The organism is Liquorilactobacillus aquaticus DSM 21051, assembly GCF_001436755.1.
In the GTDB taxonomy this organism is placed as follows: domain Bacteria; phylum Bacillota; class Bacilli; order Lactobacillales; family Lactobacillaceae; genus Liquorilactobacillus; species Liquorilactobacillus aquaticus.
The window spans coordinates 213,879-239,060 of sequence record NZ_AYZD01000018.1 but is presented as its reverse complement, the minus strand read 5'-3'; the positions used below and the strand labels follow the sequence as shown (position 1 = coordinate 239,060).

Below are 25,182 nucleotides of genomic sequence, written 5' to 3'. Positions count from 1 at the left end.
GCCGATAGTAGTTGGGGGATCGCCCCCTGCGAGGGTAGGTCGTTGCCGTGCAAATAGAGATAGGACTTGTACTCAGAATAAATAATCTTGGCATGTAAGTTTGCTTACGATTTTCTGGGTGCTTGTTTTATTTCAGGTGAAAGTAATCTACTTTTACTTTTGACCCGTTGGTCAAGTGGTTAAGACACCGCCCTTTCACGGCGGTAACATGGGTTCAAATCCCGTACGGGTCATGGAAATTAAAGGCCGGCTTAGCTCAGTTGGTAGAGCATCGGTATCGTAAACCGAGGGTCACAGGTTCAAATCCTGCAGCCGGCATGCTTAGTCTGAAGGCTTATAAGAAGAATGATTGGAATGCTAGTGTTTGAGCATTCCTTTTTTATTGCCCTTAGGTAAGCGATTTAATCTATAAATGTTAATAAATTGTAGCAAAAGAGGATGGTACTTTTAAAGCTATTGACGACAACTAAAGAGGCTTCTATAATTAATCTGTTGTATTTTCGGAAAAATAATATATTATTTTAGTTAATTATATGTTGTAAATGTGGAGGAATTATTATGGATAAGAAAACAATGGATGTCGCTTTTCTAGGGCATCCACGTGGACTTGCTACACTTTTTTTTACTGAGATGTGGGAAAGATTCAGTTATTATGGTATGCGGGCTATTTTACTTTTTTATATGTACTATTCTGTTGTAGATGGCGGATTAGGTTTTGACAAGGTCACTGCAGCTTCTATTATGTCGATCTATGGAGCACTCGTTTATTTATCAAGTGCAATTGGAGGCTTTGTTAGTGATCGTGTCTGGGGAAGCCGCCGGACGGTTTTTGTTGGTGGAATTTTAATTATGTTGGGGCACATTGCCTTGTCAACTCCATTTGGAAGAACAGCACTATTCATTTCGATGGGTTTGATAGTCATTGGAACAGGGCTATTAAAACCGAATGTCTCTACAATGGTAGGAGATTTATATGGTGAGACTGATCCGCGACGTGATACTGGATTTACTATTTTTGTTTTTGGAATTAATACGGGTGCTGTCATTTCACCAATTTTAGTCGGATACTTGGGACAGAATATTAATTTTCATCTAGGCTTTTCACTGGCAGCGATTGGTATGTTTTTTGGATTACTACAATATTACATAGATGGAAAAAAATATTTGTCAAAAGACAGTCTATATCCTAGTGATCCAATTGATCCAGAGGAGTTAAAAGGACTTTTACAGAAAATTTTAATCTTTGTTGTCTCTTTGTCCTTAATATTTATAATAATGAGTTTGTTCAATCTTTTGAATCTTACAAATATAATTTTGGTAATAACGATTTTGGCTGTTATGATCCCAATTTATTATTTCATTATAATGTTATCTAGCTCTAAGTTAACTAAAAAAGAACGCTCACGCGTGTGGGCATATGTTCCTTTGTTCATTGCAAGTATATTGTTTTGGTCGATCGAAGAACAAGGTTCAGTCGTCCTAGCTTTTTTTGCTCAGGAACAAACTAAACTTAGCATAGGCTGGTTGCACTATCCGGCTAGTGTTTTTCAAAGCATGAATCCATTATTTATTATGATCTATGTACCTTTTTTTGCGATATTCTGGACAAAATTGGGTGATAAGCAACCATCTTCTCCAGCTAAATTTGCCTATGGATTGTTTTTTGCAGGGCTTTCTTTTATTTGGATGATGATTCCAGGTTTTCTATCTGGGACAAGTACGAGGGTAAGCCCATTCTGGCTTATAATTAGCTGGGCTTTGGTTATCATTGGCGAGATGCTGATCTCTCCAATTGGTTTGTCGGCGACCACTAAATTAGCGCCTAAGGCTTTTCGTTCACAGATGATGAGTATGTGGTTTTTAAGTGATGCAGTGGCACAGGCATTTAATTCACAATTGGTACGCTTTTATTCAAAAGATACAGAAGTTATGTATTATGGGCTTGTAGGGATTGTGACAATTATTTTTGGAGTTGTATTGCTGCTGATGGTACCGAGAATCAAAAAATTAATGATAGGTGTCCGTTAATTATACGGTGGTTAGTATCAAAAAAAATAGTTTTGAAAAAAGTCTTGCATATCGTTACCTAATCGTGTATTATTATTGAGTCAGGTATTTGATAGACTTGATTTTCTGGAAGGGTAGCGAAGTCTGGCTAAACGCGGCGGACTGTAAATCCGCTCCTTCGGGTTCGGTGGTTCGAATCCACTCCCTTCCACCATGATTGGGCTATAGCCAAGCGGTAAGGCATCGGGTTTTGATCCCGTGATGCGCTGGTTCGAATCCAGCTAGCCCAACTAACACTTCGTAAACGCTGGTAAATCTTCGTAAATCGTTGATTTATCAGCGTTTTTATTTTTGTATTTTAGTATATATTCGTATGCTTTTGCATACTCATGTTGCATGGATGTTGCATGGAATTAAAAGTTTACAAAAGCTGTATACTTTTCTGGTGTTTGTTCTAATTGTTGATCAGTAACAGCAGTATAGATGTCTAGTGTTGTCTTAATATCACTGTGACCGAGTTGCTTTTGTAGTTCTTTTGGTGGCATTCCACCTTGTATAGCTAATGTTGCGTAGGTGTGCCTAAAACCGTGAACGGGTATATGCTTTAAATCATAGTTTTTAGTCACTCTAACAGCCCAAACACGAGGTTTGTTAGGATTATGCATTGTATTCTTATAAGACGCAAACACGAGTTGATTTTCGTTCATAGAGTTAAAGCCAAGATGAAACAATTCTACTCGTTGCTTTTTTTGCCAAGTTTTTAATATAGACATAGTTTTCTGATCAATAAAAATAACTCTATCACTCGCTGCGGTTTTTGTTGATTGAACTACTAAGCGATCATAGCCATTAGACTGAGTTTTATTAATAGTAATTTGTCTCGAGACAAAATCTACATCGTTCCAAGTTAATGCTAAGGCTTCACCTTTACGCATGCCGGTAAAAGCTAGTAGGCGAAAAAATGCATATCCTTGATAATTATCTGAGTCATACATACACTCTAAAAATTGTTTTAGTTCTTCGCGTGTATAGTACATACTTTTTTCGTCTTTCTTTTTAACCTTTTGATGTTTTGCACTAGGACGTATCACTGCTTTTGTAGGATCATCAACAATTATTTTTAATTGCACAGCGTACTCAAAAACATTTTTTACATTGTTAAAAAAACGTTTGTAGTTTTTAAGCGGTCTATTAAACCAGTCGTTAACAACTTTTTGGCAGATAGTAGGTGTTATTTCATTTATTTTTCTGTTACCAAGGACAGGCAATATATGATTTTCAAAGTTACGTTTTGTAGTAGTCCAAGTCGATTCTTTTGTAGTTAGCTGATAATTTTCAAACCACATTTTAAAGACATCCCCAAAGGTTAATTTATCATTTCTTAAGAAGCCACGACTGATTTCATCTTCTAGTTTCTGTGCAAAACGTTTAGCCTCACGTTTCGTTTCAAATCCGCCTTTTCCTTTTTGCTTTCGCTTACCGGTTAGGGGATCCGTATATGAGACTTGAAAGCGCCAAAATTCACCCTTATGTGTTTCGTATTTTGTGTATGAAGCCATTTTAATCTCTCCTTTTAAATAATTTGCTGGCGGCAAGTGACCTTATTTTTTAGAGAGGGGCTTGTTACTAGGCAACACCTCCTTTATAATACAAATAGGGCGTTTGATCGCGTCTCTGTATGAATCGTGTAGCACATCCTTAACTTTGGTCAGTGGGGGATGTGTTTTTTAGTTTCTTTTTGTTATACCAGATATAAACAAACCTATGAAATATAAGACCGCTATGGGAATCCAGATGATTGAAACGATAGTAGCAGAACTAATGATCATACTTAGGATAACCAGCACAGCAATGATTGGTAAAAATATACGACCTATGAATCCGAGTATTTTCCAAAGAAATAAAAATATTAGTACAAGTATTAAAAATGTCATTGATTACCTCTCTATAGCAAATGAATTAGGAATCCTACGATAGTACAGGTAGCGGTTGTAACAGAAATTGCTGTTAAAATAAACCAAACTTTTTGATTAGCAAGCTTAGTGTTTACAGATTCAAACTTGGTATTAACTTTTTAAAATTTATTATCAATGTGCTCGCTCATTAAATCGATTTTGTTAGAAAGATTATCATAAGCATGATTAAGTTCCTCGTGTGTTACATATTTATCCATGTTTTCACCTCCATGATTAACCACATCTGTAGTATATTCTAACATTAAAAATTATATATCTAGCATTCTTTGCCGTTAGTCGATGTTGTTATCACATATTTTTATGTTGAATCCATATTCTCTTTTGCCAGTATAAATTTTTAATTTTGGATCATCTGAAAAATCATTTTCGTCATCATCTGCTAATTTATATTTACCACCAGTTAGCTCGTACTCAACTCTTGGTGAGATTTCCCCTCTGTTTTGCTTTTTCAGTATATCTAAAACCTTGCCTGTCTGTTTAGCTGGGACATATCCTAGCATGTACTTTTTTTCATCAAGAGTGGCGATTACTTTAATAGCATTTGGATCGTATTTATTTTCGGGTTCGGTTTCAAAAGTAATGGCACTAACAGCACCTTGTAAGTCAGTTTCAAAAACTTTCTCATACGGAGAGAATTCTTTAATATCCCCAGCGGTCCATCCATCATAAGGATCGAAAAAATCGTTTCTACGAGCATAAGTTATCATTTTTGACAATTCATAATGAGTAACTCCGTGAACTTTGAAGTGATATATTTCTTGTCGCTTAGCCCTTTCAAGAGTCTCCCTTGCTATTTTTAATTGTTTTTCTCGTTCCTTTTTTTCTTGTTCTTTTTTAGCTAACTCTGCTAATTCTTCTTCTTTTCTTTGTTTGCGTACATCAGATTGAGATTCAACACCAATTTTTGCTAAATAAGAATCCCCAATATCGTTATCCATAGAAAAAGCTATAGTTTTTGCAGAAGTTATACTGTCAATTAATATTACAGGATCTACATTTGAAATACATTTTTGGCAAACCTTGGATCCAGTATCAGTAGTAAATTTTTTAGAAAATAAGCCTATTTTGGTATTACAAATCTCGCAAGTTGTCATTATTGATTTCCCCCTAATAAAACATTATGTAAAAATATCTGAGATGTGTTATATTTTACTCAGATACAAGATAAGTCTTAACCTTCTACTGTGAATGGGGGGTTAGGACTTTTTCTTTTCTTCCAACATGATTTTGCCTATCACATCAACATCTTGTGCAGGATAAACCATATCTTCATATTTATCATTGATTGATTTTAAGCGTATCTTTCCGTCTTCACGATAAATCTTTTTACATGTAACTCCTACGTCTTTTATTCGCACAATCACAACCTGTCCGTCTGTGTCGGGTACTGGTTGATAATGAAGGAAAGCTTGTGATCCTTTTTTTAGCAGCGGCTCCATACTATCGCCGGCTATTGTAACGACCTCGTCAGCTCCTCTGGGTACCTCATTTCTTATAACAACCATTTCATGTTGGCTATCTTGGTAATCGCCATCTATAGGAGCACCAGCAGCCGTTGAACGACCACCATGCATTTTTTTCTTAGGTAATTCAACAATGTTACTTTGTTCATTCAATTGTGCCTTTGCTACATCGTAAACATAGGCTTGTCGAGAGTGGTGTAGTTTGTTATAAATGGAAAGAATGTCAGGTTCATTTTCATCAAGAGCCATAAGATATGCTGGAGTAACATTAAAAATTGAGGACAATTTTTCTATAGTTGATCTTTTCATATTTTCAACGTTACCTTTTTCGTACTTATTAATTGCTGCTCTTTTTAAACCAATACGGTTTCCTAATTCTTCCTGTGTCAATCCTAATGAAGTGCGTAGCCTTTTTAATCTTTCACCCATTTGTTCCATAAAACCACCTCTTTTCTTTGTATCTCAAAATTAACATTTTTTGGTATTGCGTGCAAGCATTTTTTAATTTGTTGAAAAAAAAGATACACGATTTATTGACATATAGTTGTAGATAATTTATCATTAAAGTATCCTAAAAAGATACAAAAAGGAGGGCGATTTTATGGATGTAAAGAAGTTCAGATCAATAATGATTCTCCATGGTGACAATCAAAAAAAACTAGCATCTTATTTAGGTATTAGCCAGCAACGTTTTTCAGCAAAAATCAATGAAAAAAATGGTGCTGAATTTTCAAAATCTGAAATGACTTTGATTAAAGAAAAATATCATTTAACTGCTACACAGATAAACGACATTTTTTTTAGTAATTTTGTATCTTTATGAGATACAAAGGGTAAAAGAAAGGGGATAGAGGGATGAAATTAACAATTGAAGGATCCACGGAAGAAATAAAAAATGTGCTCCAGGCTATTGGCGGTAGCGAGGAGCACAGGGAATATCGCATGATGACTGAGAAAGAATACGAAAAGTTAATCTGTAAATAATGATTCTCTGATAAATTCCCAATCTTTTTTAGAAGCTAATCCTTGTCGGTTATTTTTCAGTTCGCAAACAAATAGTGAGTCATTTTCATCCATAACCTTATGTAAGGCATCGGTTATATCATCTGGAGATGATTCACTACGTATTAGCCAAACAGACCTCTGCAACTCTCTGCTGGCTATTGAAAAATCTTCTATAGTTTCTTTGACATCGTTATATCTTTGACCAGGGTCATTTAAGTCATATGAAATAATGTAAGGTTTACTCATATTTTCACCACCTTTCTTGAACAATTAAATTATACTACTCAATCAACGTAACTTAGAAAGGATTATCGCAAATGAACAGATTACAACATTTTACTAACGGAGATATTGATTTACCAATTTTGGTAAAAGAAAACGGAGAAATTAATTTTGATGTCGAACAAGCAGCAATTGGATTAGGGCTGACCAAGATTGTTAAGGGCAATCTTTATGTGCGGTGGGAAAGAGTTAACGAATATTTGAAATTGTCCAATTCTGGACAACGGCTAAAGCAACGTGGTGATTTCATCACTGAACCTCAATTTTACAAGTTGGCAATTAAAGCAAATAACCAAACTGCTGAAAGGTTCCAGGATTGGGTTACCGAAGAAGTATTACCAAGTATCAGAAAAACTGGTAGTTATTTTGAACATGCTAAATTACCCAAAACCCCGATGGAAACCTTGGAACTAATGTTTGAAGCTCAAAAAGATTCAAACAAGAAGGTCGAGAAGGTCGAGAAACGAGTTGGCAATCTTGAAGAAAATCAGGTCATCCCTCAAGGCGATTATAGTTACATCAGTCGCCGTATCGGACAACGAGTTACTGAAGTAGGCCGTGGCTTTGGAAAATTAACATCACAACAACGTGGTGAACTTTTTAAGGATATCAACAGTGGTGTTAAGAAGATTGCTGGTGTTGGATCACGTTCCCAGCTTCGTACTAAGCATTATCAAATGGTTGTTGATTTTATTAACGACTGGGAACCAGCAACAGCAACTAAAACTGTTGTGCGACAAATGTCACTTGATATTGATGATGAATCAGCATAGGGGGTGAGCGTATGACTGAGATCAATCTGAAACTGTCTGATGGTTTTGAAAAAGAGATAACCCAAATAGTTGTAAAGGCGGTAAAAACTGCTCAGAGCGAATCGCAGGGGGTAAAAACATACCCTGAGTACATGTCCATTATTCAAACATGTGAGTACGCAAATATAGGTCGATCAACACTTGAACAAAATTGGATAAAAAAACGTGGTTTACCAACTATCTCAGTTGGAGGGCTTACAAGAATTAAAAAAAGTGACTTAGATACGTTCCTTTCTGAATTTAAATAATTACAAGTCTGGCGGCAAGTGATTGAGGAATGTATACGAGACAGGGGGAATAAACATGTTTAATTTATGGCCGTTTATATTTGGTCAGTGGCCGGCAGTAGTTATTCCTTTAGTGGGATTAGTACTGTTTGGGGTTAGTGGTTTCATGAGTGATCTAATTTGGGGTGTTTGGGATTGGCTGCATAAAAAATGAGCCTATCGCAAGTAGGCTCAAATAAAACTAACACACTTAAATTTTAGCACACAGGAGCAATTATGGAAAATGAACGTTTCTCAGGACATTTGACAAATGTAACGATTGACAAAGATCTTGTCACGATGAAAATTGATGATTTTGATGGCTTAATTAATCTTTTTCGTAAAGGAAAGATTGATTTTGACATCATACCTCATTCAAAAGATTTGATATCAGGAATACAGAGGCGCAAAGCCTACGCAATGATTCGTGATATTTGTGAGTATCAAGGTTATGTTCAAGTTTTTGAGCGTGAAAAGCAGAAAAAGAAACTAAAAGAAGAGTTTTGTGAGAATAGCGGCTATCAAATGTTCAGCCTAAGTGATTGCAAGAAAGATGTTGCTACACAGTTTATTTCTTTTCTGGTTGAGTACTGTTTTGAGTATGACGTACCATTCCAATTCAAAGACTTGGTAAACACTTTTGATACCGAGCGAAGAGTTTACTTGTGCTTGCTTCATAGGCGTTGTACTGCATGTGGGGTAACTAAAGATATTCAAATAAATCATGAGGACACTGTAGGCAGCGGAAATAATCGCAATCACCTTGATCATCGGCAACATAGACTCGAAGCATTGTGTGCGAATTGTCATGCAAGATTTCATCATATCGGAGCTGAGTCGTTTTACGAAGAACAACATTTTCACGGAATTAAGTTGAGCGATGAAATGTTAATCAGTATGAAATTAATGTCACGGAAACAGATGCAAGAATTTGATGAGCAATATAAACGTGAAGAAATGGAACAGCGGTTAATCAGTGGCGCTGAACGGAGGGAAACAAGATGAAAGAGCAGCCTAGTTATTATTCAATTCTGACTGCAAATGTTAGATATGATTCCAGATTGAAAGGCGATGAAAAAGTTTTGTTTAGTGAAATTACAGCTTTAGCGACTAAACAAGGATTTTGTTACGCCACTAACTCATATTTTGTAGATGTATTTTCCAATGTGACGAAGGGAACAATTTCAAGGAGAATTAATCATCTCAAGGAATTAGGGTACTTAAAAATCGTATTAATCAGGGATGAAAATAAGCAAATTAAGCAACGAAGAATGTATCCAATAACTGACCCTATCATCAATTCTGATGATACCCCTATGCGCAAAACAGAGGGGGACCCTATAGGCAGTTCTGCGGATACCCCTATAGGCAGAAATGATAAAGGTAGTACTACAAGGTCTTTTAATACTACAAGGGTTAACAGTAGTAGTAGTACGCGCACAGAATCTCAAAAAACTGAAACAAAAGAATTAAGACCTAATGCCTTTCTTTATTTGCAAACAAAGCGCATCCCACTCAGTGGAACATCACAACCTATATTTCTTGATTACATATCTGAATTGGGGGATGAAGTTGTGATACATGCTATTGATTACATGATGGATCATGGCTCTACGGCTTTTAATTATTTACGTCAGATTTTAGATAGTTACTCAAAACGGGATATTAAAACTGTTGAGGCCGCATTGAAGTACGAAGAAGAATACAAGCAACAGAAACAGCAGAAAAAGTATGGTAAAACAGTTGTTCAAAAAGAAACTGTGCCTGATTGGTCACAAAAAGCTAAATCTCAAATGAGTGATGAAGAACGTGCAGCGCTTAAAAAGAAGCTTCAAAGATTTAAGAAGAAGGACGTGAAATAAATGAGCAGAGAAATCGAGTTTAGGGTGTGGGATAGCACAAATAGAGTTATGCGTTACCCAGATGAATTAGGCGGTATTTACTTAGGCACAGCATCATCTAACTTAGTGCTTGAACAGTATACAGGGTTGAAAGACAAAAGCGGTAAGAAAAAGATTTTCGAGGGCAGTATCGTTAAAACAGAAGATTTGTACGGGCATCCAGTTAATTACGAGGTTAAATATCATAACGGAGAATGGGAAGCTGGTATTTATGTTCTCAATCACATTAACAGGTATTGCGAAGTGATTGGTGACATTCACAATAACCCAGAACTATTGGAGGTGGGGGAATGAACAGGCGTATACGAAATAAATACGAAAAAATTTTCTTTATAAGCAAAGATTCGTTAAAAAAGAGAGAAAGAGTTTCTAATATACACTTTTTATCCTTGAATAATAAATACAAGAAAGAGTGGTTTAGGCAAAATAAATATTGGAAATTAGGCTATAAACCAGCTATTTATCTAACTAATAAAAATAAAATTAGAAGACTTAAATTATGGCTTCGTTTGAAAAATCAAGAAGAAAAAGGGGGACATAGTCAAAATGCAGTTCACGATAGTGCCACTAAAAAGTAGTGACAAGAAACCATACAAAAAAGAATTTGCTAATTGGTCGGAAGTTGAATGAAATATAATCAAGCTTTTGTAAAATGCAAGAATTGCGGTCATATGCAGCTTCATAAGTTTAAGTTTGGAAACTATTCAATTCCACGATATCACCATGATCAAGAATATGACTTTAATTTTATATGTTCTAAATGCCATAAAAAATCTACTGCAGTTTTTAATTCTGGAATTTATGAAATAGACATGTTTAGAGATTAGGAGTGGGCGCATGAGTAATCTAAGAGAACTACGTGAGAATCACAGTTTAACACAGCAAATGTTAGCGGATAGGCTCAATGTTTCCAAAGCAACAATTGGAGCATATGAGCGCGGCATTAATTTTCCTGGCAGAGAGATGCTAATAAAGTTGGCAGATTATTTCAAAGTTAGCATTGATGAATTGATAGGCAGGGAGATGTAAAAGTAAAAATGGGCGAAAGTGCAGGGATGGCATTAAATAGGCTTATCAATCAGCATGAATTCCCAGAAGTTGTACTGAAAGATATTTTGGGAAGACTGCAAAGCAATTCGTTAGGCAACAACGATGAACAATCGAAGGAAGCCCACATTTGGCAGCAGGTTAGATATTTGGAAAATTGGTTGAGATTGAAAGGTGGAAAATAAAATGACAAAAAGAATTAATTTCAGTATTGATCAAATTGCAGACGGTGGAGCGCAGGTTAAATTGAACAGGGCATTAGAAAAAATTGCAGAAAATATCATGGATCCAAATACTGATCCGACTAAAAAAAGAAAGCTGCAGATGAATGTTACTTTTGAACCGGCAAAATCTGGCGAAGCGGTCGATGTAGATGTTCAAGTAAAAACAACACTTGCTCCAGAAGTTTCAGTCGGCACAACGTTGTTGATTGGCAAAGATAGCAGAGGAAAGGCGGTGGTTAATGAATTAAAGTCAGGAGCTAAAGGGCAAACATACATTGATCCAGATGATGGCGAAGTTAAGACAGATACTGGAGAAACAGTTGAACAAGTTGAAAAGCAAGACAAAGTTATCGATTTACAGAAAAAGAAAGGATAAGTGATAGGACATGAAGACACCAGAATTAGCAGATTTAGTTGAATTAACTCGTGAGGCACAAGATGGTAAGAAATTTGAAGTTGGGAAAAATACTTATTTTGTTGATGGAGACGGATTGCCAACACTCGTTAAGGACCCTGGAGTTCCAGAGCGTACAGTTGCCGTTCATACACTTGATGGCTTAATTGAATTTATCAAGTATGAAGAGACAAAATTTGATGGTTTGAGGCTGAGAGTTGATGGCCCAACCAAAGTCTATTACGAAACTGGACTAGATAAATTTGGTAGACGACCAATTATTGCAAAAGCTGTTTTTGATGCTCCGGCATTCAATTATGGTGAATGGTATGACAGTGAAGAAATGAATATTGAACTGCAATCAAAATTTGTTCAGAACGATGATCGTGATACTGTACTGAAAGTCATTGGCAATCTGAGAGAAGAAGGGGTGACACAAGCAAATGATGATGGTGTTTCACAAAAAGTTCAAATCAACAGTGGCGTTGCAACGGTAGCAAATGTGAAGGTGCCTAACCCAGTTACGCTCAAACCTTATGCAACATTTCTTGAAGTTGACCAGCCAGAAAGAAAATTCATTTTCCGTATGCATGAAGGAATGCAATCAGGATTCTTTGAGGCAGATGGCGGCTTATGGAAATTAGTAGCAGCTAAAAAAATTAAAGAATATCTTGAAGATCAATTGGCAAAAGCAGAGAAAGACATCCCTGTAATAGCTTAATTATCTTTATAGCCTGTGTCAGAGGATGCACGCCCATTCGTTATGGGGCACAGGCGTTAACCGGTTAAAAAAATGTGAGGGGATGAATAGTTAATGGCAGGAAGAGCTTCTAAGTTTGTTGATAAGAATGGCGAAATACTGAAAAGGTATGATTCATTTGTTTATCGCAATGGACTGTATATTATTCTTTCTCAAGGCAGATTCTCAGTAACCGTTGAAGGTTTAAAGCCTAAAGAAACATGGGGAAGACGCAACTTTGACGAAATGACGCTGAGAACAATGTGCGTTAAAGCCGAGAAAGGGCAGAAATTAGAGGGAGAGTAGTCATAAACTTAAATAACGAGGTGTAACAGTGAAAAGGTCGACATTTAATTATATAGCAGACATGATCCGAGATTACCCGTCAGCTGAAGAATACATACGCCGGCGAGAACAAGAACTGATGTATAGGTACCAAGAATTCAAGGATGAAAATGTTGGAGGTGGACGAGCTGAAAATAAAAAGGATGAAGGTGTAGCCCAAATGGCTATTACAATTGCAACAGATAGGCGCATAGAAAATATCAAACGCAATCAAAAAGCTGTAGGCCAAGCATTGAAAAACTCAGGCGAGATTACACAAGATATTATTTATGAATTGTATTTGCGTGAAAATGGAATATACAATACGGAAGGTGTAGCTCAAAAAGCACATATTTCTGTAAGCCAAGTTAGACGCAAGCGAAATAAGTTTTTTGAATTAGTGGCAGAGGAAAGAGGACTAGCTTGAATATGCGTGAAAAATGCGTGTTTTTGCCGTTGTAATATTGCTAAAATGGTAGCGTTGAATGATTTGACATGGGGTCGTCATTCAAAACCGAGACGCAATGAAATGTTCACGAAACTTTTCTCCTTTCAACTGATGCGTGCTAGTCGTGATACTAGCGGAGCAGTGACAGCAAAGAACTGGCGTGAGAGCAATACTCACTCACTGCATTGGCGGTATTTTGTACCGTCGGGATTCGTGTTCGGGTGGGTAAAACCACCGTTATAAGTGCTTAGTTTAATGGTAGAACGGCGGTCTCCAAAACCGTCAGTGCAGGTTCGAGTCCTACAGCATTTGTTCGGTTGAGTAATCAATCGAAACCCCAAGAATAATTATTTTAACGTTGGCGTTCAGAAATGAGCGCTATTTTTGTTTACTTTTTTATACATTAGAGGTTTAATGTTATTGTTAAAATAATTGTTTATTATGGGGGAATCAAATTGAATTTTAGTTTTTATAATGTTTATATTGAAAAAAACAGTAACCTTACATATTTATCCTTAAATAATTTATTGGATCATATAAGCGTGCAGAATCCAAGAAATAAAACTGTAAAACTTGATGATGATTGCTACTACTCGCTACCTCAGTATATAGCGATTAATAATCAATGCAGAATCTTTTGGTTAGGTAAGTTTTTGAAAAACAAACCATACAATGGACATATAGGTTCGGACAACATCGAGGAAATTGTTGGGGATGCGTATCAGCCAGTAATTTGCTTGTATGATGAAGTTCATAGAATGTTGGTAGTTGAAGGAACAATAGCAGGACCCAAAAAGAAAGGAATAGAAAATTTCCTCAACTCTTATATTTGTAAAGAGAACGAAGGAAACGATAATTACTACCATGTAAAATTAATACAACAAAGGTCAGAAAAAGGCTTAGAAATAGTAGATAATGATACAGAAATATTAAGAATTTTAATTCAAGTGAAAATTAATGATTATAATGTTCAAAATTTTATAAACCAAGATGAAGATGATGAAGAACAAAATTTTATAGGCACACTTTTGGGTCGGAATGTTGAATTTGGAAATGAGTTTGGAGCTAACGTTTTGACATTAGAATTCAAAAAGGGACGCTATGCAGGTGATTTAGATAATACTATAATTAACCTTATGCAGGCTATTAATTCGGAGGATATAAGTCTCTTGAGCGGACTAATTGATGTAAGATTAGGTAACGGAACTAAAACTCAGATAGATTTACGGCAAAGAAAGTTCATAAATTTTTATAAAAACGTTGGAGATATCACTGGTTTTGATGCGCTTATGATAGTGTTAAGAGATGCTTTGACAAACAATGAGTTTTCAGATGATGCAATTAATTACTCGTTAGAACACTATGCAGGTGAAATATCGGACTGTAATGATGCTGTGGCTTATAAGGATATACCATATGGGGGGCTGGAAGATGAAGAAAATGAGGAAATTGAAGAAGAAGCATAATTTTTTTAATATGGCGGATAATTATTTAAAAAAGTATTTTGTTTTTGTTCCTACATTTTGTTTAATGATATTGTTAATTTTTCAACAAGAAAGATCTTTCATTGTTTCTTGGGGAAAAATTGTATATCAAAGTAGCGATTCAATTAATACTTTGACAAGTATTTTTGCCGGTATATATTTTTCTTTGTATACATTACTGCTTGCTATACCATCCTTCTCCGTAATAAAAAAATTAAATAGGAAAAACTATAAATGTCTTTTGATAACAATTTCCGTAGGCTTACTAACATCTTTAATTTACAGTTTATTTCAAGTATTAATTGCTTTTTTAAAAGCGGATAGTTTAATATATGGATTTAATTTCATTGTAGTTATAGCATTTGTTTTATCAGTTATACAAAACATAATATTTTTTGGAATAATTTTGGGGAAGGACTTAGGAAATAGTTATTCTCAAAGTAATTCTGATCAATTAAAAGAGGATATAAAATATATAAAAGAGTGGGTTCACCAACAGACTGAATATCAAAGTAAGTGACAAAAATTAAGAGTCTACGAAACATAATTGTATATGTGTTATTTGCACAATTCAATTTGCAGCCGTTGAGCTGCTTTTTTTGTACATAAATTTAAGGAGGAGTAATCATGAGAGGAATACTTGCAAAGAAGAAAAGAAAGATAGTAGCTGACTGGAAACCATCTGATATAGAGTGCGTTATTGCCTTAGATACAACTCATATGTCAGCTGGTATTGATGCGATGCGAGAAGCACTACGTGAGGCGACCAAAGATACTCCATCTCCAGAAGAAATAAAGTCTGGAAAACTAAATACATTTGTTGAAGGCGACGTTAAAACTCGACATGAAATGCCAACAATTTACGAAGCAGTGGTATGTGGTTCTTCACTGCAAGCAAGTATGGCAATGGATAGAGACTTCTATAGCAAATTTATAGGCTGCCTTGATGCAAAAAAGATTGTTTCAACCAATGAAATTATTGTAAAAGATTGTGCTGGCCAGATTGTTATTAAGTATATTTCTTTGAACTCTAAAAGCCTTGACACATATCAATTCAGAAATATATCTATTGATTCGACTGCAATTATTCCGGGCAACAAAAAGAAGTTAAACCGTGTGATAAACATTCTTATGGATGGACAGTTGGCGGTTTATAATGTCTAGAGTCAGAGTTTGCCGCAAACCTAATTGCAATAAACTTATATCTTTTGAACAATCAAATCCATATTGCAGTGAACATGCAGGACTTTATCATAAACGAAATCCTTTTGCCAAACAGCAACGTAAACAAAACTACAGCATGTATAACAAATACAAGCGAGACAAAGAAGCTAATGCATTCTATCATTCAAAGCAGTGGAGAACAGTAAGCAATCACATAAAGCGTGAGGCGTACTTCACTTGTCAATGCTGTGGCCATACTTATGATAAGACTGGTTATCTGGTTGTTGATCATATTATTCCAAGGCGTGTAGACAAGCGTAAGCAGAGTGATGAAGATAATCTTTGGGTGCTTTGCAAGAGATGCCATTATTGGAAAGGCGAACTTGAGAATAGGATATACCAATCACAATCATTGGTAGTCAATATGGACACAAGCAAAAAGTGGGATAGAGGCAAAATGACTGAATGGATATTGAAGCACGAGCATAAATGAGTCAATGTATTTTTTTATGTTTAAATTAAAAATTGGGGGCCGCCCTACCTGCTCAAATGAGGAGCTCACACAGTGCCGTCCCGATCTTTTACGAGCTAAAAATAAAAAAATATGCAATTTTTAACCAGTGATGTGCTGATATAAAAGTATTTTGCTGGTTTTATTATGATTAAAAATAACAAAAATATATAAATTAGGAGGTGCGAATGAAGATGGATTCTAAAAAAAGTAAGTTCCAAGTGGTATCGAAAGAAAAAGTGACAAAGCTGGATGACAACGGCTTGGATGAAATCCAAATCACTCCTCCTCGGCACTTAATGAAAGACGCTCAAGGAATCTGGCGAGACTTAATTCCAGAAATAAAAAAAATGGGTTATCTTAAAAAAATTGATCAGTCTAATCTTGAACTTTATTGCACATACTATGCTTTATATATTGAAGCAGAGGACAAACTAAAAAAATTTGGAACATACTTAACAGATAAAAATGGAGTACCAGTTCAAAAAGCTCCACAAGCCATACAACTTAATGATTGTGTACGAAATTTAAAAAAACTTGGATTTGATATGGGGCTAACGTTTGATGCGGGAATGCGTCAAATAAAAATTAATGAACCTTCCAAAAACAAAAGACATAATCCATTAAAGAAGGTGAACTTTGGTGCAGAAGTTTGATTTCACTGGCGTATCAGATATAAAAGAAAAATTAATGCCGTTTAAAGAAACGTTTAAAGAACTGTTAAAAAAATATTCTGATTCAGCTACTAAATATGCTTATGATGTTATATTTGCTAATAAATTTATAACTTGCAGAGACACAAAACTAGCATGTATTCGACACTTAAATGATCTTATGAGAATTGGAAATAAAGATTTCTCATATCACTATGATTTGGATGCGGTATCTGCTATTGAATATTTTACTAGGCTATTGCCAAATCCAGATAAATTGGATGAGAACATTGAACCGCAACTCTGGCAGTCGTTCATTTTGGACAGTTTGATAGGCTGGCGATCAGATACTAATGGTACCAGATTCACAGATGCTAATATATCAGTTGCAAGACAACAAGGAAAAACATGGCTAGCATCTATGCTAGTCAATTTTTATTATTTTGTTGTTTGCCAAGGGGCATCTTCGCAAGACTTTTTGATAGCAAGTTATGATAGTGAACATGCAACAAAGCTTTTTAACGATGTTGCAATTCAGGCAAAAAAACTTGTTAAAATTGATGACTTTTCAGATTGGGTAAAAGAAAATGATGTTGAAGTGCAAGCTTATCAGATAATTGGAAAAGAAAATAAAAATACAGTAAGAAAAGGAACGTCACAAGGCGGAGGATTTGATTCATTTCATAATGCTATTGCTGTTTATGATGAAATTGGCAATTTAAAGCCTGCGCTTAATGAGACATTGAGACAAATTACTTCAGGGCAAAACGGAATTAACAACCGTCTTTTTTTAAAAATATCTACGGCTTATCCAGATATTAAGGTTAAATTCAAAAGCGATCAAGATGTAATGCGTAGCATGATTGAACAGGACTTCAAGCGAGACGGCGATGATACTTTTCAGGTGCTTTATAATCAAGATTCAGAAAATGAGGTTTATGAACCTGAAACATGGGCTAAGTCAAATCCTTTACTTAATGAATATCCAGAAGAAAAGGCAAAGCTACTTTTGGATGCTTTAATAAAAGACAGAGATAAAAATGAGCGTGAGGGTACTCTCGAAACATTTGTTAACAAATCACTTAATTTATGGAGTCGAAGATTTCAAAACAGTTTTTTATCACTAGATAACATTCGTAAAAATATTATTGACAGTTTTGATATTGAAGGCAGAGATGTATATATTGGTTTTGATGGAAGCCAAACAAACGATAATTCTTCTTTAGGCATGGAATTTCCATATATTGATGGTCAAAAAAGAATGTTTTATGCTATGCAGCATAGCTTTATACCATTCGCACAAGCCAAAACTATTGAGGCTAAGTCTAAACAAGATGGGCTCAATTATCGCGAACTTGAAAGACTGGGGTTTGTTAGTATAACAAATCTGCCTAGTGGGGTAATAAATAAGGATCAGATATATCAGTGGCTGGTTGATTTTGTTGTAAGCCATCGGCTCAAAGTAAAAGCAATTATTGCTGATCCAAACCTGGCTAGTTGGTTCGTTAATAAAATTACTAACTACAATCCTGAATGGACAATACTGACATTAGCTCCTACTTCATACAACTTATCGAATTCCACCAAAGATTTCCAAAATAGCTTTATTAATGGAAATATCAAAATATTAAACGACCCATTATTGATAGATGGTCTTAATAATGCAGTTTTGAAAGAAGACAAGGGTGGGGCAGTAAAAATTGATCGTGTTAATAGAACCAATGATCATATTGATACAACTGATGCATTGATTAATGGACATTCCCAAGCACAGAACTATTTTGAAAACTTTCATGATGAAAGTTACAATTTTATGAATGATTTAAGCAGAGAGCAACGTAAAAAAACGTGGGCAACAATTTTCGGTTTGAAAGGTGGTGGGTAAATGGCAAAAGCTATCAATGAACTACTAAAAAATTGGTTAACGGTATTTATTTTTGTGGCTGGCCTAGTATTAATTGGTATTGGTGTTTTTACTTACAACACTACCTTAGGATATGTTGTAAGTGGTGCTGAACTATGCTTAGCAGCTTACATTCTTGATAGGGAAGGAGGTGAGTAATAAATGGGATTGCTGACTCCTAGAAATTTCAAGAAAAGAAAAGCGAAAAACTTTGTTTATCCAAGTGGCAGTGGGATGCACTCAATGATGTCTAGCATAGCTGGGCTACCTATTTCTTTTGTAGGTGCAAATGAGGCTTTAAGCAATGTTAATGTATTCAGCGTTATTAATCGGATATCAAGTGACGTTGCGTCAGCACATTTTAAAACTGAAAATAAAGCAGCATTAAAACGACTTGAACAGCCTAGTAGACTGATCAGTCGTTTTTCTTTTTGGCAAGGTGTTTTAATACAGCTCTGTCTGGGTGGAAATGATTACGTTCCACTTGTTGGCACTGATTTGGAACATATTCCACTATCAGATGTGCAAATAAACTACCTTCCAGGTAATAGAGGTATCGTTTATACAGCCAATGAAAGCAACGAAAGACCACAGATGACACTTAATCAGAATCAGATGCTTCATTTTAGGCTTATGCCGGACCCAAATTACAGGTTTTTAATTGGAAAATCTCCATTGGAGAGTCTTCAAGGAGCCCTCACAGTTGGGCAAAAGAGTGATGAAAGTAATCTAAAAGCATTGGAAAATCAGATAAATTCATCTGGAAAGTTGAAAATAAGCAAGACTTTAAATGATGCAGAAGATCTTTTAGATGCTAGAGAGGCTTTTGAAAAAGCCAATTCAGGAGAAAATTCTGGAAGATTAATGACTCTGCCTGATTTCATGGATTATGAACAATTTGAAATAAAAGCAGATGTGTTCAAAGCATTAGCGGAAAACGCAAGTTATTCTGCTGATCAAATTTCACAGGCATTTGGTATTCCTAGCGATATTTTGGGTGGCGGGTCTTCAACTGAAAGTCAACATAGTAATAAAGAACAAGTAACAGCATTCTACCTTGCAAATTTGAATACGTATGTGAATCCGATTATTGATGAGCTAAGAACAAAGCTAAATGCTCCTGATCTTGAATTAGATATTAAGAGCATGCTTGATGTTGACGACTCGCTATTAGTTAGCCAGATTAAAGATTTGACCACTGCTGGAGCAATAGGACAAGCACAAGCAGAATTTATGTTAAAGCGCGCAAGATTTTGCCCCAACAATTTGCCTGCCTACACATCACCAATGAAAGGAGGTGATACTAATGTTAATAAAGGTTAATGGGATGATTACAAATGATGATGACGCTCCAATTTATCGTGATTGGTTCGGAATGACGGTAGTTTCCCCTTCCGATATTATTGGGCAGTTACCAAATGACGGGTCGGATGTGTCAATGGAAATTGCAAGCGATGGCGGAGAAGTTGATGCAGCTACAGAGGTTTATACGGCTTTGCATAATTATCCTGGTAATGTAACAGCACAAATTGTTTCTAATGCCTATTCTGCTGGAACAATTATTGCAATGGGTGCAAACAAGGTCCAAATGTCTCCTGGGGCAAAGATGATGATTCATAATGCATCATGTGGTACCCAAGGCGATTATCATGAAATGGACACGACATCGGGAATGTTAAAGACAACTAATCAAGCTATTGCAAATATGTACTCGGTTAAGACTGGCAAACCCGTAAATGACTTTTTAGCACTCATGGATAAAGAAACATGGCTGAGCGCAGAAGATGCGATTAATTTAGGGCTTGCCGATGAGCAAATTGATTATAGTCCAGAACCTGTCACTAATACTATTGGAAAATTGATTCCACACAAAGCAATTGAAAAAGTGAAAAATTTGGTTGCAGAAAATAAAAAAATTAAGCAGCTGAATATGTCTATGGGCAGTGGAGACTCCGATGACAATTTGAATCCTGCAATAAATCCTCTTTATCCGGAGGGAACAGAAGTTACAGTATTAGCTGATCATATGTCAGGTATGAAAGGAGCAAAAGGCGTAGTTGATCATGCATATAACGCAAATGTTTACATGATTGATTACACACCTACTGATGGAACGCCTGAAGTAGTAGATCATCGATGGGTGACAGAGGATGAACTTTCGAGTCCTGATGAATCAAATGAAAAGAACAGTAAAAAAAATAATAGTCGACTTCAAAATCTACGCCAAAAGAAGTTGGCTATTTTTCTTGACCAAAAATAAGGGGGAAAAATAATGAACAAGCAAAAATTAATGGCACAATTACAGGCAAAGTTCAACAAGGTATCTGCTAAATGTGCTGATTTGAATGCTGATTTGAATGCAAAACTCCAAGATGATTCTTCGTCTGTAGAAGATATGAAGGCAGTTAGAGAACAGTTAAGTAATGAAAAAGTGAGACGGGATGCTTTAGAATCTCAAATCACTGATTTACAGGGTGAAATCGATAAAGAAGAAGCTGAAAGCAATAATCTTGTTAATTCGGAAGATAAAGGCAAAAATTTAACACCTAATTCAGCAAAAAACAAGTTGGAAAATCAAAAGAAAGCTATTTTGAACTTTATGAAAAGAGTCCCAGCAAAAAATCAAGTTAGTTCAACTGAAATGTCACCAATCATTCCTGAAACTATTATTTATAATCCGTCTTCTGAGGTTAACAGTGTTGTAGACCTTTCAACACTGCTGACTAAAACACCAGTAGCTACTAAAAAAGGAACTTATCCTATTAAAAAACGTGCAGATGATTACTTGCCTTCAACTGATGAGTTGAAAGAAAATTCTGAACTCGCAAAACCTGATTTTACTGATATTGATTGGGAAGTTATCACGCATCGTGGTGCTTTGACAGTTTCCCAAGAATCAATTGATGATGCACAACCATCAACTTTAGATATTCTTGGACAAGATATTGGTGAAAAACGTGTAAATACATTTAACCATGAAATTGCACCAATTCTTCAGTCATTTACTGCAAAAGCAGTGACTATTAATTCTGATAGCTCTGTTGATGATATCAAACATATTTTGAATGTAGATCTTGACCCTGCCTATTTGCCAGTGATTATTGCATCACAGTCTTTCTATGATATTTTAGATACTTTGAAAGACAAGAATGGTCAATATATTTTCCACCAGGATATTTCTTCTTCATCTAAGGGTACTTTGCTTGGCGTTCCTGTTTACAAAGTCGGAGATACATTACTTGGAAAAGCAGGAGATATGAAAGCATTTATTGGTGATATTAAGAGAGCTGTATTCTTTGCTGACCGTAAAGAAGTAAATCTTTCATGGGAATATGATCAAGTTTATGGTCAATATTTAGCCGCTGTTCTACGCTTTGGTGTCACGGTTGCAGATGAAAAAGCTGGCTATTTTGTAACTGCATCTACTACGGCATCAGCAGGTGGTCAAGGATAAAATTAAGTGCTGATAAACGTGTTCTAAGCACTATTTCAGCATTAAGATAGATAATCGCCCATGAAATAAACAGTGAGAGCATGCAGTTCTGGCGGTTCTGAAGGAGTGATTTTGTGGCAGATGATGCGGCAGGTGTGAATACTTCGGATATGCAAAAATATTTAAATCTAGATAACGGAATTGATACAGATGTTTTGGAAGACCTGATTAGTATGGCTGAAGAGGATATTATGGGAAATATTGATCCAACGGTCGATGTTTCAGTATATCGAGGTTATAAATTGTTTAACCAAGCTGTAAAAGTCTTTGTTGATTTTAATTATTACAATCGAGGAGAACTTGCAACTGTTCAAGATGCTTATCCACCAAGTTATCTTTATATGATTAACGGCATACGTTGGAAGATCAGGAGAGCTAAAAATGAAAATAGCGGTTAGTCGTTTCAATAAAACGATTGAGTTTGGGAGTGTAAAAAATGTTGAAAATAATAATGCTGGAGACTACGACACTAATTTTTTTCCTGAGTACACCTTGCATTATGCACTCTACCAGCGAACTCAGCTTCAACAGTATCAGTTATTAGGAACAGAATTTGACGATACGATCACAATTGCTGTCAGAAGAAATCCACAAATTATAAAGGGCACAAAAGCACATTTCACTAGTGACGCTGATGATATTATTTATACAGTCATCTCTAACTCAATGGATTCAACTGGACTGCCAGTCGGATATGACCTAATCATGTTAAAAAAGGTCGCTAAAGTGGGGTGATTAAATGGGACTTGATGATCAACTGCACGATTGGCTGAATAGTGTTGAAAAGAAAGCCATTAATACTGAACAACAGGCACAAATTACAGAAGCAGGTGCTAAAGTCTTTGTCAAACATTTAAAAGCTGAAACAGAAAAGCACAGATCAAGCCATAATGATGTTAAATATGGACATTTGGCTGACAATATTGTTTGTCAAGGAACAGATATTGATAAAGAAAAAAACGGCAATAGCACAGTTGGATTTGGGAAAAAAGCTTATGTGGCAGGATTTTTGAATGATGGGACGGTAAATATGAAAGCTACACACTTTGTTGACAACGCAAGACGTGAATCACGAAGTGAAGTCTTTGCAGCAGAAAAGAAGAAGTACGAGGAACTGACTGGCGGTGATGGTTAGTGGATTTACCAGTAGTCCAAGCTAAAAATGTAGTTAAATCTGCAAATTTAAGCTGGATCGATAATTTATTTCAAGGCTCAATTCCAGACGGAGTAACACCTAGTACAGAACAAACTACTATGGTGATTACCGAATATGTGAATGAGCCTTTTTATTATGCCAATGGGATGTTTAAAAGTTGGCAAATAGGCGTAGAAGTACAAATATTCTATGTTTTAAAAGCAAAATTAAATTTTCAAGATTCTGAGATTGCACTTGCTGAGCTCTTTGTGATGAATGGCTGGCGTATTGACCAATCTAAGAGTCGAGTAAAAGACCCCGTCTCAAAACAATGGACGAAGGTCTTTTATTTTGTCAAAAACATTAAAGGAGGAATTTAAATGCCAGTAGGTGTTAGTTTTAAAGATATCGCATGGGTTGAGTTTGCTAAGTTGGATGATACAGGGAAAATTATTGCAGATGCCGCAAAAGGATTGTCAGCTAGCGGAATTTATCACGCAGATGGTGATGGTGAAGGTGCTACGACAGCTAACATTACCGGGTTGGAAGAAAAAGGGACTGCTCAGTATGCCAATGGCAAGAGCAAAAGAATGGCACATGGGGCACAAACCCCATCCTTAGCTTTAACTATGTTGGATATGGATGGTTCAGTCATGGCTAAAATGAAAGGCTATGTATCAGATGGTAAGGGTGGCTATGTATTATCCAGCTCGAAGAAACCACACGTAGCAGTTATTGTGGCATCTTACGATTTTGAAGGACATTTATTCTATGATTGTTTTGCTAATGGTGAAATGATCGAAGTTGGTCATAGTCACGGAACAAATACAAATTCCGAAGTTGATTATAATGGTACGTTTGAATATGATGCACTCGACCCGCTTGGAGAAACAGTGTTTGTAGATGATCAAGGTGTGCAACGCCCATATAAGTATTTTTACAGTGCGGATGCCACTTTTGATGAGGTCGCTATGCGGAAAGAAGTTTTCGGTGGATATACAGAATCTTCAGTACCAGTTACAGGAATTGCACTGGACAAAGTGACAGTAAATGGCAAAGTTGGCGATAATGGTAAGATTACGGCTATGATATCTCCAGACAATGCAACAAATAAAAATACTACATTTATAACATCTGATGCTTCATTGGCAACAATTGATGAAAATGGAAATTATGCCTTTGTTGGATCGGGTTCAGGTACATTCACTGCCAAGACAGAAGATGGCGGTAAGTTAGCTACATGTTCGTTTGAGTCAACAGCTGTTTAATTAAGCAAAACACAGAGACGATAAAAGTGAGACGAAATTAGGAGGAAATTATTTTGATTATTAAAATTAACGCTGAAAGAATTGGAATAAAAAAAGAGATAAGCGTTTTGCCTTCGTTTTATTTGCAAACAGAGGCCACGAGAGTCGCTAAAGAATTAAATGGTTTAAGCATTCAGTCACTAAAACAGTCTATTGCTGACAAAGAAAGTAAAAAAGCAAAAGAGAGTGAAAATCAAAAAGACACAAAAGCAATGACAGAACTTGAAAAATTAAAAGCTAACTTGGCGGATGCTGAAGAAGCCCAAAAAGATATAAATAAAGAGGAAGATGTTGGCAACGAGCTATTTGCTTTCCTTCAGCAATCACTTAATTTAAATGAAAAACAAATTTTGAAGGCCAAAAAAACATTACCTGGATTTGCAGAACTTGGCGAGTTCGTCTCGTATGTCATCACTAAGATTAAAAACCCACAATTAAATGATTCAGATATTAATTTCAAGCCTGTTAATGGAGATAAGGACCCAAAAAAAGATTAGTAGATCTTAAAAAGCAAGATTATAACTTTAAAAATGAAATTGAAGACTATATGTATTTCAAAAAACGATTACTTTTTGAATCTGGCATATCACTCAGTACTATTGATCAAGAAGACTATTTTGAGTTATTGGAAGTCATGAGTTCTA

General features: G+C 35.8%; 36 protein-coding genes and 5 tRNA genes. 37 read left to right on the top strand and 4 right to left on the bottom strand.

The window, feature by feature from the left end:
• The first annotated feature begins 161 nt into the window (after positions 1 to 161).
• The 5 genes from FC19_RS07895 (at position 162) to FC19_RS07875 (ending at position 2,297) form a co-directional block, all read left to right on the top strand.
• Positions 162 to 233, top strand: a tRNA-Glu gene (locus FC19_RS07895).
• 12 nt (positions 234 to 245) lie between these two features.
• Positions 246 to 318 (top strand) — tRNA-Thr (locus FC19_RS07890).
• Between the two features lie 240 nt (positions 319 to 558).
• A complete protein-coding gene (locus FC19_RS07885; protein ID WP_057876430.1) occupies positions 559 to 2,028 on the top strand; it encodes a peptide MFS transporter in 1,470 nt (489 codons plus the stop codon).
• Positions 2,029 to 2,135: 107 nt separating this feature from the next.
• Positions 2,136 to 2,221: transfer RNA gene (locus FC19_RS07880), tRNA-Tyr, on the top strand.
• Positions 2,222 to 2,225: 4 nt separating this feature from the next.
• Positions 2,226 to 2,297, top strand: a tRNA-Gln gene (locus FC19_RS07875).
• 123 nt (positions 2,298 to 2,420) lie between these two features.
• Here the strand turns inward: FC19_RS07875 and FC19_RS07870 are convergent.
• The 3 genes from FC19_RS07870 to FC19_RS07855 form a co-directional block, all read right to left on the bottom strand.
• A complete protein-coding gene (locus FC19_RS07870; RefSeq protein ID WP_057876429.1) occupies positions 2,421 to 3,566 on the bottom strand; it encodes a tyrosine-type recombinase/integrase in 1,146 nt (381 codons plus the stop codon).
• Positions 3,567 to 4,255: 689 nt separating this feature from the next.
• Positions 4,256 to 5,077, bottom strand: a complete 822-nt coding sequence (locus FC19_RS07860; protein WP_057876427.1) for an HIRAN domain-containing protein — start codon at positions 5,075 to 5,077, stop codon at positions 4,256 to 4,258.
• 102 nt (positions 5,078 to 5,179) lie between these two features.
• Positions 5,180 to 5,884: a helix-turn-helix domain-containing protein gene (locus FC19_RS07855; RefSeq protein WP_057876426.1), complete on the bottom strand. Its 705-nt coding sequence runs from the start codon at positions 5,882 to 5,884 to the stop codon at positions 5,180 to 5,182.
• 163 nt (positions 5,885 to 6,047) lie between these two features.
• Here FC19_RS07855 and FC19_RS07850 point away from each other — a divergent pair, with 163 nt between their 5' ends.
• Together FC19_RS07850 and FC19_RS11905 are read left to right on the top strand one after the other, a co-directional pair.
• The gene (locus FC19_RS07850) at positions 6,048 to 6,269 is read left to right on the top strand and encodes a hypothetical protein (protein ID WP_057876425.1); all 222 of its coding nucleotides are present in this window, start codon (positions 6,048 to 6,050) and stop codon (positions 6,267 to 6,269) included.
• 32 nt (positions 6,270 to 6,301) lie between these two features.
• Positions 6,302 to 6,430 carry a hypothetical protein gene (locus tag FC19_RS11905; RefSeq protein WP_268872814.1) on the top strand — a complete coding sequence of 43 codons (129 nt, stop codon included), beginning with the start codon at positions 6,302 to 6,304 and terminating at the stop codon, positions 6,428 to 6,430.
• On the opposite strand, the gene FC19_RS07845 is transcribed toward FC19_RS11905, so the two are convergent.
• Positions 6,416 to 6,697: a hypothetical protein gene (locus FC19_RS07845; RefSeq protein WP_057876424.1), complete on the bottom strand. Its 282-nt coding sequence runs from the start codon at positions 6,695 to 6,697 to the stop codon at positions 6,416 to 6,418. The two genes, FC19_RS11905 and FC19_RS07845, sit on opposite strands and share 15 nt — an antisense overlap.
• Positions 6,698 to 6,768: 71 nt before the next feature.
• Here FC19_RS07845 and FC19_RS07840 point away from each other — a divergent pair, with 71 nt between their 5' ends.
• The 30 genes from FC19_RS07840 to FC19_RS07705 all read left to right on the top strand — a co-directional run bounded on the left by FC19_RS07840 (position 6,769) and on the right by FC19_RS07705 (position 25,035).
• Entirely contained in the window at positions 6,769 to 7,506 is a 738-nt protein-coding gene (locus FC19_RS07840; protein ID WP_057876423.1) for a BRO family protein, read from the top strand.
• 11 nt (positions 7,507 to 7,517) lie between these two features.
• The gene (locus FC19_RS07835; RefSeq protein WP_057876422.1) at positions 7,518 to 7,793 is read left to right on the top strand and encodes a helix-turn-helix domain-containing protein; all 276 of its coding nucleotides are present in this window, start codon (positions 7,518 to 7,520) and stop codon (positions 7,791 to 7,793) included.
• 55 nt (positions 7,794 to 7,848) lie between these two features.
• Positions 7,849 to 7,986, top strand: a complete 138-nt coding sequence (locus FC19_RS11505; RefSeq protein WP_157061288.1) for a hypothetical protein — start codon at positions 7,849 to 7,851, stop codon at positions 7,984 to 7,986.
• 62 nt (positions 7,987 to 8,048) lie between these two features.
• Positions 8,049 to 8,816 (top strand): putative HNHc nuclease, encoded by a 768-nt coding sequence (locus FC19_RS07830; RefSeq protein ID WP_083488408.1) that lies wholly within the window; start codon positions 8,049 to 8,051, stop codon positions 8,814 to 8,816.
• Positions 8,813 to 9,673: a DnaD domain protein gene (locus tag FC19_RS07825; RefSeq protein WP_057876421.1), complete on the top strand. Its 861-nt coding sequence runs from the start codon at positions 8,813 to 8,815 to the stop codon at positions 9,671 to 9,673. The genes FC19_RS07830 and FC19_RS07825 overlap by 4 nt, the downstream gene beginning before the upstream one ends.
• Positions 9,674 to 10,006, top strand: coding sequence for a YopX family protein (locus tag FC19_RS07820; protein WP_057876420.1), 333 nt, complete (start codon positions 9,674 to 9,676; stop codon positions 10,004 to 10,006).
• Positions 10,003 to 10,290 carry a hypothetical protein gene (locus FC19_RS07815; protein WP_057876419.1) on the top strand — a complete coding sequence of 96 codons (288 nt, stop codon included), beginning with the start codon at positions 10,003 to 10,005 and terminating at the stop codon, positions 10,288 to 10,290. The genes FC19_RS07820 and FC19_RS07815 overlap by 4 nt, the downstream gene beginning before the upstream one ends.
• Positions 10,291 to 10,549: 259 nt before the next feature.
• Positions 10,550 to 10,741: a helix-turn-helix domain-containing protein gene (locus FC19_RS07810; RefSeq protein WP_057876418.1), complete on the top strand. Its 192-nt coding sequence runs from the start codon at positions 10,550 to 10,552 to the stop codon at positions 10,739 to 10,741.
• 8 nt (positions 10,742 to 10,749) lie between these two features.
• Positions 10,750 to 10,944 carry a DUF6877 family protein gene (locus tag FC19_RS07805; protein ID WP_057876417.1) on the top strand — a complete coding sequence of 65 codons (195 nt, stop codon included), beginning with the start codon at positions 10,750 to 10,752 and terminating at the stop codon, positions 10,942 to 10,944.
• Between the two features lies 1 nt (position 10,945).
• Positions 10,946 to 11,359 carry a hypothetical protein gene (locus FC19_RS07800; protein ID WP_057876416.1) on the top strand — a complete coding sequence of 138 codons (414 nt, stop codon included), beginning with the start codon at positions 10,946 to 10,948 and terminating at the stop codon, positions 11,357 to 11,359.
• 10 nt (positions 11,360 to 11,369) lie between these two features.
• Positions 11,370 to 12,098: a hypothetical protein gene (locus FC19_RS07795; RefSeq protein WP_057876415.1), complete on the top strand. Its 729-nt coding sequence runs from the start codon at positions 11,370 to 11,372 to the stop codon at positions 12,096 to 12,098.
• 93 nt (positions 12,099 to 12,191) lie between these two features.
• The gene (locus FC19_RS07790; RefSeq protein ID WP_057876414.1) at positions 12,192 to 12,422 is read left to right on the top strand and encodes a hypothetical protein; all 231 of its coding nucleotides are present in this window, start codon (positions 12,192 to 12,194) and stop codon (positions 12,420 to 12,422) included.
• 28 nt (positions 12,423 to 12,450) lie between these two features.
• Positions 12,451 to 12,867, top strand: a complete 417-nt coding sequence (locus FC19_RS07785) for a hypothetical protein (protein WP_057876413.1) — start codon at positions 12,451 to 12,453, stop codon at positions 12,865 to 12,867.
• A 262-nt stretch (positions 12,868 to 13,129) separates the two neighbouring features.
• A tRNA-Trp gene (locus tag FC19_RS07780) sits at positions 13,130 to 13,200 on the top strand.
• Positions 13,201 to 13,343: 143 nt separating this feature from the next.
• Positions 13,344 to 14,354 (top strand): hypothetical protein, encoded by a 1,011-nt coding sequence (locus FC19_RS07775; protein ID WP_057876412.1) that lies wholly within the window; start codon positions 13,344 to 13,346, stop codon positions 14,352 to 14,354.
• Positions 14,320 to 14,892 (top strand): hypothetical protein, encoded by a 573-nt coding sequence (locus FC19_RS07770; protein WP_057876411.1) that lies wholly within the window; start codon positions 14,320 to 14,322, stop codon positions 14,890 to 14,892. The genes FC19_RS07775 and FC19_RS07770 overlap by 35 nt, the downstream gene beginning before the upstream one ends.
• Before the next feature lie 107 nt (positions 14,893 to 14,999).
• On the top strand, positions 15,000 to 15,536 hold the full coding sequence (locus tag FC19_RS07765) for a hypothetical protein (protein ID WP_057876410.1): 537 nt from the start codon (positions 15,000 to 15,002) through the stop codon (positions 15,534 to 15,536).
• Complete coding sequence (locus tag FC19_RS07760) at positions 15,529 to 16,029, top strand: HNH endonuclease (protein ID WP_057876409.1); 501 nt, start codon at positions 15,529 to 15,531, stop codon at positions 16,027 to 16,029. The genes FC19_RS07765 and FC19_RS07760 overlap by 8 nt, the downstream gene beginning before the upstream one ends.
• 212 nt (positions 16,030 to 16,241) lie before the next feature.
• Positions 16,242 to 16,703: a phage terminase small subunit P27 family gene (locus FC19_RS07755; RefSeq protein WP_057876441.1), complete on the top strand. Its 462-nt coding sequence runs from the start codon at positions 16,242 to 16,244 to the stop codon at positions 16,701 to 16,703.
• The gene (locus FC19_RS07750; RefSeq protein ID WP_057876408.1) at positions 16,690 to 18,585 is read left to right on the top strand and encodes a terminase TerL endonuclease subunit; all 1,896 of its coding nucleotides are present in this window, start codon (positions 16,690 to 16,692) and stop codon (positions 18,583 to 18,585) included. The genes FC19_RS07755 and FC19_RS07750 overlap by 14 nt, the downstream gene beginning before the upstream one ends.
• A complete protein-coding gene (locus tag FC19_RS11630; RefSeq protein WP_169790476.1) occupies positions 18,586 to 18,762 on the top strand; it encodes a hypothetical protein in 177 nt (58 codons plus the stop codon). It abuts the gene before it with no gap.
• Between the two features lie 3 nt (positions 18,763 to 18,765).
• The gene (locus FC19_RS07745) at positions 18,766 to 19,926 is read left to right on the top strand and encodes a phage portal protein (protein WP_057876407.1); all 1,161 of its coding nucleotides are present in this window, start codon (positions 18,766 to 18,768) and stop codon (positions 19,924 to 19,926) included.
• Positions 19,910 to 20,863: a head maturation protease, ClpP-related gene (locus FC19_RS07740; RefSeq protein ID WP_057876406.1), complete on the top strand. Its 954-nt coding sequence runs from the start codon at positions 19,910 to 19,912 to the stop codon at positions 20,861 to 20,863. Before FC19_RS07745 ends, FC19_RS07740 begins: the two co-directional genes overlap by 17 nt.
• A 12-nt stretch (positions 20,864 to 20,875) precedes the next feature.
• Positions 20,876 to 22,057, top strand: a complete 1,182-nt coding sequence (locus FC19_RS07735; RefSeq protein WP_057876405.1) for a phage major capsid protein — start codon at positions 20,876 to 20,878, stop codon at positions 22,055 to 22,057.
• A 113-nt stretch (positions 22,058 to 22,170) separates the two neighbouring features.
• Complete coding sequence (locus FC19_RS07730) at positions 22,171 to 22,494, top strand: head-tail connector protein (RefSeq protein ID WP_338037344.1); 324 nt, start codon at positions 22,171 to 22,173, stop codon at positions 22,492 to 22,494.
• Positions 22,478 to 22,831, top strand: a complete 354-nt coding sequence (locus FC19_RS07725; protein ID WP_057876404.1) for a phage head closure protein — start codon at positions 22,478 to 22,480, stop codon at positions 22,829 to 22,831. Before FC19_RS07730 ends, FC19_RS07725 begins: the two co-directional genes overlap by 17 nt.
• A gap of 4 nt (positions 22,832 to 22,835) precedes the next feature.
• Positions 22,836 to 23,231 (top strand): HK97-gp10 family putative phage morphogenesis protein, encoded by a 396-nt coding sequence (locus FC19_RS07720; RefSeq protein WP_057876403.1) that lies wholly within the window; start codon positions 22,836 to 22,838, stop codon positions 23,229 to 23,231.
• Positions 23,231 to 23,611: a DUF806 family protein gene (locus tag FC19_RS07715; protein WP_057876402.1), complete on the top strand. Its 381-nt coding sequence runs from the start codon at positions 23,231 to 23,233 to the stop codon at positions 23,609 to 23,611. Before FC19_RS07720 ends, FC19_RS07715 begins: the two co-directional genes overlap by 1 nt.
• Complete coding sequence (locus FC19_RS07710; protein ID WP_083488407.1) at positions 23,612 to 24,499, top strand: phage tail protein; 888 nt, start codon at positions 23,612 to 23,614, stop codon at positions 24,497 to 24,499.
• 53 nt (positions 24,500 to 24,552) lie between these two features.
• The gene (locus FC19_RS07705; RefSeq protein WP_057876401.1) at positions 24,553 to 25,035 is read left to right on the top strand and encodes a hypothetical protein; all 483 of its coding nucleotides are present in this window, start codon (positions 24,553 to 24,555) and stop codon (positions 25,033 to 25,035) included.
• Positions 25,036 to 25,182: the final 147 nt, after the last annotated feature.